The 6874-nt window shown below is 72.3% G+C and carries 7 protein-coding genes; 4 read left to right on the forward strand and 3 right to left on the reverse strand.

Annotation, left to right across the window (positions count from 1 at the left end; genetic code table 11):
* Positions 1 to 787 (reverse strand): hypothetical protein (locus tag QZX64_RS09090; protein WP_295658534.1); only part of this gene is annotated, 787 nt, incomplete at its 3' end.
* 143 nt (positions 788 to 930) lie between these two features.
* Here QZX64_RS09090 and QZX64_RS09095 point away from each other — a divergent pair.
* The 3 genes from QZX64_RS09095 (at position 931) to QZX64_RS09105 (ending at position 3423) form a co-directional block, all read left to right on the forward strand.
* Positions 931 to 1398 carry a hypothetical protein gene (locus QZX64_RS09095; RefSeq protein WP_295658535.1) on the forward strand — a complete coding sequence of 156 codons (468 nt, stop codon included), beginning with the start codon at positions 931 to 933 and terminating at the stop codon, positions 1396 to 1398.
* Positions 1395 to 1889 (forward strand): glutathione peroxidase, encoded by a 495-nt coding sequence (locus QZX64_RS09100; protein WP_295658536.1) that lies wholly within the window; start codon positions 1395 to 1397, stop codon positions 1887 to 1889. The genes QZX64_RS09095 and QZX64_RS09100 overlap by 4 nt, the downstream gene beginning before the upstream one ends.
* A 145-nt stretch (positions 1890 to 2034) precedes the next feature.
* Complete coding sequence (locus QZX64_RS09105) at positions 2035 to 3423, forward strand: NAD-dependent malic enzyme (protein WP_295658537.1); 1389 nt, start codon at positions 2035 to 2037, stop codon at positions 3421 to 3423.
* Positions 3424 to 3427: 4 nt separating this feature from the next.
* On the opposite strand, the gene ppgK is transcribed toward QZX64_RS09105, so the two are convergent.
* The gene (ppgK, locus tag QZX64_RS09110) at positions 3428 to 4237 is read right to left on the reverse strand and encodes a polyphosphate--glucose phosphotransferase (protein ID WP_295658539.1); all 810 of its coding nucleotides are present in this window, start codon (positions 4235 to 4237) and stop codon (positions 3428 to 3430) included.
* A gap of 257 nt (positions 4238 to 4494) precedes the next feature.
* On the opposite strand from ppgK, the gene QZX64_RS09115 reads away from it, so the two are divergent.
* Positions 4495 to 5781: an EAL and HDOD domain-containing protein gene (locus QZX64_RS09115; RefSeq protein WP_295658541.1), complete on the forward strand. Its 1287-nt coding sequence runs from the start codon at positions 4495 to 4497 to the stop codon at positions 5779 to 5781.
* A gap of 119 nt (positions 5782 to 5900) precedes the next feature.
* Here the strand turns inward: QZX64_RS09115 and QZX64_RS09120 are convergent, their stop codons facing one another.
* Complete coding sequence (locus QZX64_RS09120) at positions 5901 to 6668, reverse strand: hypothetical protein (protein WP_295658543.1); 768 nt, start codon at positions 6666 to 6668, stop codon at positions 5901 to 5903.
* Positions 6669 to 6874 lie beyond the last annotated feature (206 nt).

Consider the following 6874-nt stretch of genomic DNA (forward strand, 5'->3'; position numbering starts at 1 on the left):
GGTCGGAGTTGACGGTCACGCCGGTCTGCTTGACGCTCCACACCCGGCCCTTGCGGTCGCGGCCCAGGTCGAGCTTCACGATCTGGCTGACGGCCACGGCGCCGGCGAGCGCGGGGCGCTCGGACTGGCTCGCCCACGCGATGATCAGGTCGGTGCCGCGGTCCATCGTGCGCCGTCCCTGCGGGATGGTGTGCGTGCGGCCGACGTACTTGAACCGCACGCCGGTGGCCTGGGTGAACTGGAAGAGCACCGAGTCGATGATCGGCAGCACGCCGTCGCCGATGTCGTCGAGGTTGAGCTTGTAGCGGATGGGCTGGCACGGGTTGATGCGCTCGCGCAGGCCGTTGAAGCGCAGCAGGTTGTGGTCACCGGCGAGGCCGCGGGCGGTGTAGCTGGGCACCACGTTGACCCGGTGGGCCTTGAACGCGCGCTGGCTGTGCCTCCTCGTGGCGGGCGCCAGGACGCGGACCTTGTGCGTGCCGTACCAGTCCCAGGTGCCGTTGAAGGTGAAGGTGTTGTCGACCGCCTTGGTGCGCGCCAGCCGCTGCCAGCCCTGCGCGCCCTTGTACTGGAGGAGGAGGGGGCGCTTCCTCGCGCCGCTGACCGTGCCGCTGAGCGAGTAGCCCGTGCCGGAGCCCGACACCCAGGTGTCGGTCACCCACGTGACGCTCCCCCGGGTCTGCTTGCGCTGCTGCTGCGCCTCGGCAGGCGTGCTCGTCACCGACACCGCCAGGAAGAGCGAGGTCAGCAGCGCGATCAGCGCCTGCGTCGTACGGCGACTGGACATGGGTCCCCCTCAGGACGTCAGGGCCTCGGGCCCGGTGTGCTACCCGGACGGACGACGAGGACCCCGGACGCAGGGTACGCGACGCAGGTCACTCGCGGACCACCACGAGAGCCCGTGTTCCCGAGTCGCCGATACTGGCCCGCATGGCCCCGTCACGACCGCGCCGCCTCGCCTTCCTGCTCCTCCTGGTGCTGGCGCTGGTGAACGCCCCGGTGCTGATGTCGCTGGCGACGCAGGCCAGCGTCGCCGCCCGCGGCACCGAGGTGACCGCCGAGGTGGTCGGTGGCCGGCTGCTGGGCGGCGAGGCGGACCCGGAGTACTGGCTGTACTACCGCTTCGACGAGGAGGTCGACGAGGAGCGCGAGGCGTTCGGCACCGAGGTCGACCGGGCGACGTACGCCCGCGCCCGGGAGACCCGCGAGGTCGCTGCCCGGGTCGTGCCCGGAGACGCCGTGGCGCACGAGGTCGAGGGCGCCCAGCCGCAGCGGCTGGGGCTGTGGACCACCCTCGGCATCGACGCGGTCGTGCTGCTCGCGGTGGCGCTGTGGTGGCTGCGCCGCCGGGCCGCGGCGGGCGGGGCTGCGGACCCCCTGCCACACTCGGGCCCATGACGTCCCTCGCCAGCTTCACCGCCACCGCCATCGACGGCCGAGCGGTCGACCTGTCCGAGCACGCCGACAAGGTCGTGCTCGTGGTGAACACCGCCTCGCAGTGCGGGTTCACCCCGCAGTACGAGGGCCTGCAGCAGCTGCAGGCGACGTACGCCGACCGTGGCTTCACCGTGCTCGGCTTCCCGTGCGACCAGTTCGGCCACCAGGAGCCCGGCACCGACGACGAGATCGCGACCTTCTGCACCGGCAGCTTCGGCGTCACCTTCCCGATGTTCGCCAAGATCGACGTCAACGGCGACGACGCCCACCCGCTCTATCAGTGGCTGCGCGAGGAGAGGGGCGGCCTGCTCGGCGACAAGATCAAGTGGAACTTCACCAAGTTCCTGGTGGGCCGTGACGGCCAGGTGATCAAGCGGTACGCGCCCACCACCGAGCCCGCGGACATCGCCGGCGACCTCGAGAAGGCGCTGGCCGCGGAGGGCCTCGCCTGACGCTGAGGGCGCCCGAGCCGGGGGCGTTCGAGCGGGGGGCTGGGCCGCCGGCGACCCCCGCCGGCCGGCCACCGAGACGACTGTCACGTCGGGCAGAGGCGAGGTGACTTGCCCGTAACCGCACCCGCAGAGGAAGGTGGCGGCCATGGCAGCCACCACCTCGTCGTACTCCATCACCATGCGGTTGCACACCGCCCCCGACCACGGCGTGGTCGGCACCGTCGCCACCACGATCGCGGGGCTGGGGGGCATCGTGACGGCGATCGACGTCGCGGAGTCGCGCCACGACCGGCTGGTGCTCGACGTGACGTGCAGCGCGTCCGACTCGGCACACTCCGAGGAGCTGGTGGCCGCGGTCGGCGAGCTCGACGGTGTCGAGGTCTACAAGGTCAGCGACCGCACGTTCCTGCTGCACATCGGCGGCAAGATCGAGGTCAACAGCAAGGTGCCGCTGCGCACCCGTGACGACCTGTCGCTGGCCTACACCCCCGGGGTCGGCCGGGTCAGCATGGCGATCCACGAGAACCCCGCCGACGTCTCGCGCCTGACCATCAAGGGCAACAGCGTCGCCGTGGTCACCGACGGCTCGGCCGTGCTGGGCCTGGGCAACCTCGGACCGGGGGCCGCGCTGCCGGTGATGGAGGGCAAGGCCGCACTGTTCAAGCGGTTCGCCAACATCGACGCCTGGCCCATCTGCCTGGCCTCGCAGGACACCGACGAGATCGTCCGGGCCGTGGAGATGATCGCGCCCGGCTTCGGCGGCATCAACCTCGAGGACATCGCCGCCCCCCGGTGCTTCGAGATCGAGGCGCGGCTGCGCGAGTCGCTCGACATCCCGGTCTTCCACGACGACCAGCACGGCACCGCGATCGTGGTGCTCGCGGCCCTGACCAACGCGCTGCGCGTGGTCAAGAAGCAGCTCGCGGACGTGCGCATCGTGGTCTCCGGTGCTGGAGCGGCCGGCACCGCGATCGTGACCCTGCTCCTCGCGGCGGGCGCGGTCGACGTGGTGGTGGTCGACCGGTTCGGTGCGCTGTCAGCCGACGACGACTCGCTCTCCGACGCCCACGCAGAGCTCGCCGGCGCCACCAACCCGGGCCGGGTCTCGGGGTCGCTCCAGGAGGTGCTCGTGGACGCCGACGTCTTCATCGGGGTCAGCGCGCCGCGGATCCTGCAGCCGGAGTGGATCGACGACATGGCCGGCGACCCGGTCGTCTTCGCCCTGGCCAACCCCGAACCCGAGATCGACCCCGCCGAGGCCGGCAAGCGCGCCGCCGTCGTGGCGAGCGGGCGCAGCGACTACCCCAACCAGATCAACAACGTGCTGGCGTTCCCCGGTGTCTTCCGCGGCCTGCTGGACGCCCGGGCCACGGAGATCTCCCTCGACATGCTGCTGCGCGCTGCTGCGGCCATCGCCGGAGTCGTCACCGACGAGGAGCTCAACCCCAGCTTCATCATCCCCTCGGTGTTCAGCGCCGACGTGCCGAAGGCGGTGGCCGCGGCCATCCGCGGCGACAAGACCTCCAAGCCGTAGCGAGTCAGCGCCCGAGCAGCCCCTGCGCCACCAGGGCAGCGCCGATGATGCCGGCCCGGTTCTGGAGCTGAGCGGCCACGATCGGGGTGCGGATGTCGATGAGGTGGAGGAACTCGGCGGCGTCCTTGCTCACGCCGCCGCCGACCACGAACAGGTCGGGGGTGAAGAGCCGCTCGACCCGGGTGTAGTAGACGGTGAGCCGCGCGGCCCACTCCTCCCAGCTGAGGTCCTCATCCTCCATGACGCTGCTCGCCGCGCGCTTCTCGGCCACGTGGCCGTCGATCTCGAGGTGGCCCAGCTCGCTGTTGGGGACCAGCACGCCGTCGTGGATGAAGGCCGACCCGATGCCGGTGCCGAGGGTGGTCAGGATGGCCAGTCCCTTCTTCTGCTCGCGCGCCGCGCCGTACCGCGCCTCGGCCAGGCCGGCCGCGTCGGCGTCGTTCATCACGTGCACGTCGCGGCCCGAGGCCTTGGTGAAGATCTCGTCGGCGTCCACGTCGATCCACGACTTGTCGATGTTGGCGGCGCTGCGGACGATGCCGTGCTGCACGATGCCCGGCACGGTGACGCCGACCGGGCCGGTGGCGTCGGGGTGCTTCTCCATGAGCCGATCGATGAGCTGGACCACGACGTCGGCGACGGCGTCGGGTGTGGACTTCTTGGGCGTCTTGATCTTGACCCGGGCGCCGGCGAAGTCGCCGCGCTCGAGGTCGACCGCCGCCCCCTTGATCCCGCTGCCGCCGAAGTCGATCCCGAGCGGCATGCCGCTGCTGGTGTCGATGTCGGTGTGCACGGACGTCTCGTTCGCTGCCATGCGCGAAGCCTTGCCGGAGTTGGCCGTGCGTGCAAGGCGGGGCCGCTGCCCGGACGTCGCTGGCTCCTCGCCGCGACGCGCCTCGCTGTGCCGACGACACGCATCGAGCTGAGCCCACGACCTCCGTCGTGCTCTCTGTCTGGTCCACCCCGGCTGGTCCGCTCCGGCGGATCGCCGATTCCCGAGCGTGCGCCTCGTCGGCCGACCTACGATCGGCGCGTGCCTGACGTCGTGGAGGAGAGGAAGTCGGAACGAGCATGACCGATGCGATGGAGGACGGCACCGCCGCCGCGGCTGCCCTGGTCGTGGGGCGGGTGCCGGTCGTCGACGAGGCGGGCACCATCGTCGGCTTCGAGCTGGTGAACCGTGCGAGCGCCGGTCACGGCGCGTCCACCACGGCGCAGGGTCGCGAGGCCGTCGTCTCGATGTCCGGTCTCCTCGGCACGGTCGACGTCGACGTCGACAGCGTCGTCGGCGACCGGCTGCTCTTCTGCACCATCGGGCGAGACGTCCTCGTCGGGGACTCACCGCTGCACCTCTCGCCGCGCCGGACGGTGGTCGAGGTCCCGATGCTCGCCGACGACCCGGAGCTGCTGGAGGCGGTCCGGGCCTTCCGGGACGTGGGCTTCACCGTCCTGGTGCCGCACTCGGCCAGGACGCCGGGCACCGCGGGGCTGCTCGACCTCGCCGACCTGGTCAAGGTCGACCTCGGCACCGGCACGCCCGAGGAGGTCATGGACGTCGTCCAGGGCTACGCGGGCGGGCCTGCGGACCTGCTGGCGGCCGGGTGCGACACCGAGGAGCGGCTGGCCTGGGCGCAGGCGGTCGGCTTCCAGCTCTTCAGCGGCTCGGCGGTCAAGTCGCCGCCCATCAGCGGGAGCTCCACCATCGCCCCCTCGGCGCTCTCCCAGGTGCAGCTCGGCATGGAGCTGCTGAGCCAGGAACTCGACCTCGCCCGGATCGAGAAGGTGCTGCGCCGCGATCCCGCGCTGGTCGCCCAGGTGCTCAACATGGCCTCGTCCGGAGCCGGAGGCGGGCTGCGTCGTCAGGTACGCAGCCTCCGTGAGGCGCTGGTCGTGCTGGGCACGGTCCGGATCAGGCAGTGGGCGGCCCTGGTCATCCTGAGCCGGCACGGCCGGGTGGAGAGCGACGCGCTCGTCACCGCCCTGGTCCGGGCCCGGACGTGCGAGCTCCTCGCGCCGGACCACGGCATCGACGGTCCCTTCGCCTTCACAGCGGCCCTGCTCTCCGCCCTCGACATCGTCCTCGGGGTGCCGATCACCCACATCGAGGACCGCGTGCAGCTGGACCCGGAGCTGAGGAGGGCGGCCTTCCGGCGGCAGGGCGACCTGGGCAACCTGATCACCACGCTGGAGGTCCACGAGCGCACCACCGGAGCCGGCCGGGCACCCGATCCCGCGCACGGCGACACCACCGAGGTCGAGGCGATGGCGTTCACGTGGGCCGCCGGCCAGGCGGGCACCATGGCTCCCGCCGGTGCGAGCCGCTCCTACCGTCCCCGTAGGCGGCCCGCCCTACGGTGAGCGGGTGGCCGACCCGAGCCGGTCGCGCCGGACGCCGCGGTCGGGCGGATGGTCGTTCCGCGGCCGTGCTCGGCTCCGGACCGAGCCACATCAGGCAGCCGTCGGCCCGCGCCCACGGCTCAGCCGACGTGGGCGAGGGCGCGGCCGACCAGGCACCGCGCCAGCGCCACCCGCTCGGCCACGTCGCGCTCGTGCACCGGGTCGTCGAGCCACTCCCAGGGGATGGCGTCGAAGCCGCTGCGGAGCTGGACCGAGAGGGCGAACGCCTCCGCCACGTCGTCGCGCAGCCCGGTCAGGCCCTCGGTCTCCAGGCCGTCGAGGTACGCCGGCAGGATGCGGTCGGCCAGCTCGTCGAGCACCGCGGCGGGCAGGTGACCGGCATGGGTCAGGCCGACGAGCAGCTGGCCGAGGTCGAAGCCGAGCGCGTGCGGCGAGCGGAACGAGATGTCGATGACGACGAAGCCGTCGGGCCCGTCGGCGGGCACGAGCAGGTTCTGCGGACTGGCGTCGCCGTGCGGCATCGCCTGGACGAAGGTGTCGAGGCGGTCGAGCATCGCCGGGATGCACGACCCGAGCCGGCGCAGGTCGGCGCGGAGGTCGGCGTGGCAGGCGAGCCAGGGGTGCGCCCACAGGCCGTCGTCGGCGAGCGGACCGAGGCCGCGGGCCGGCACCGCCCGCTCGGCGTACATCCGCAGCGCGTAGCCGGCGGGGAACGCCGACCGGGCCAGCACCGCAGGGCTGGTCGACCGGGCGTTCCAGCGGCCGAGCAGGTGCGCGGCCCGGGCGAAGAGCTCGACGTCCCAGGTGCGCGGCGCCTCGACGACGTCCCCGAGTGCGACCTCGCTGCGCCAGGGGAAGTCGGCTGCGAAGTGGATCGCCTGGTCCAAAGGCTCCCTTCCTACCGACGAAGCCGTTCTCGCGGCTCGCACACGGCGCTCTGCCCTACCGTGGTGGGGTGAGCAACCCCGAGCTGGTCTCGCTGGACTCCGCGGTCGGGCGGATGGTCGTCACCGCGGCCGTGCTCGGCTCCGGGCTGACGATGCTCGACGGCAGCGTCGTCAACGTCGCCCTCAAGACCATCGGCGAGGACCTC

The sequence above is a fragment of the uncultured Nocardioides sp. genome (genome assembly GCF_902805925.1).
GTDB lineage: Bacteria > Actinomycetota > Actinomycetes > Propionibacteriales > Nocardioidaceae > Nocardioides.

Bases quoted from the DNA above. Each gene is read 5' to 3' on its own strand.
- ppgK (WP_295658539.1), bottom strand. From the start codon at position 4,237: ATGGCAGCGAACGAGACGTCCGTGCACACCGACATCGACACCAGCAGC.
- QZX64_RS09105 (WP_295658537.1), top strand. From the start codon at position 2,035: ATGGCAGCCACCACCTCGTCGTACTCCATCACCATGCGGTTGCACACC.
- QZX64_RS09115 (WP_295658541.1), top strand. From the start codon at position 4,495: ATGACCGATGCGATGGAGGACGGCACCGCCGCCGCGGCTGCCCTGGTC.
- QZX64_RS09100 (WP_295658536.1), top strand. From the start codon at position 1,395: ATGACGTCCCTCGCCAGCTTCACCGCCACCGCCATCGACGGCCGAGCG.
- QZX64_RS09095 (WP_295658535.1), top strand. From the start codon at position 931: ATGGCCCCGTCACGACCGCGCCGCCTCGCCTTCCTGCTCCTCCTGGTG.